Below are 887 nucleotides of genomic sequence, written 5' to 3'. Positions count from 1 at the left end.
GTTTTGTTCGTCGCGCTGGGTGTTATCCATATGCACTCTTAGCCCTTGGTTTGGCTCATCAAAGGTCCAGTGATAGGTCATATCCATAGGGTTGAACGGCGAAACATGAAAAACTTTGGGAAACTCATAGTGGTGATATTTTTGTGCTTTCAGGGCATACGAGCCATACTCTCCCGATTGACCTACGGGTAGCACATAAGCATGCCGTTCACCCCATGGGGTGTTGGTGATTTCAGCCAAAATAGAAACCAGCTTGTTAGCTTTGTCAAAACAGTAGTAGAAGGTGACAGGGTTAAAGACTGCATTGAAATAGCGGGCGTGGCACAGCATTCTGACGTGTTCAATTTCCGGCGCAGATAAACCTTGTTCGGTGAGATTGTTCGTCACTTTGTTAATGACGGCTTGTTTTAAATCGCCCGATTCGGGTGAGTAATAATCATCGCGACGAAACGAGACAATATTGAACTTTTCGAGTGAACAGTACCACTTCGATTTACACAGCGATTCTAACTCGTCTAAGTCAAGATAGAGCATAAACAAGGGGTAGCGAAACTGGTGTTTCTTGGGCAAGAAACGACGATGCCGTATCGATCCTCTATATATTGAGCTGTGCTTTATTTTGCTCACTAGAGTGTTTCTCCGAAAGCCTCTGCGACGCGAAGTCCGCTATTGACCCCATCTTCATGAAAGCCGTTGAACCAATAGGCACCACAATAGTGTGTGCGTCCATGACCAGACTCAGGGTTACCACTTATTTCATGATGACGCGCCTGTGCTTTGACGCCGTCTTGGCTAAAGACCGGGTGGCTGTAGTTGAACGTGCGAATGATCTTGCTGGGGTCTATTTCATTGGTCCTGTTTAGAGTAACTAGAAATGTTTCGGGAGC

1 protein-coding gene and 1 pseudogene are annotated in these 887 nt (G+C 46.1%); both read right to left on the bottom strand.

Features of this window, described 5'->3' with window-relative positions; genetic code table 11:
• A partial coding sequence (locus A3729_RS07930; RefSeq protein WP_156497787.1) for a DUF1365 domain-containing protein occupies positions 1-627 on the bottom strand: 627 nt, incomplete at its 3' end.
• Positions 627-887: pseudogene (locus tag A3729_RS32575) on the bottom strand (FAD-dependent oxidoreductase); the annotation flags it as partial. The gene A3729_RS07930 and the pseudogene A3729_RS32575, both read right to left, overlap by 1 nt.

The organism is Oleiphilus sp. HI0043 (genome assembly GCF_001634935.1).
Note: the sequence above shows the minus strand (reverse complement) of the source record. Positions and strands in the feature narration are given on the sequence as shown.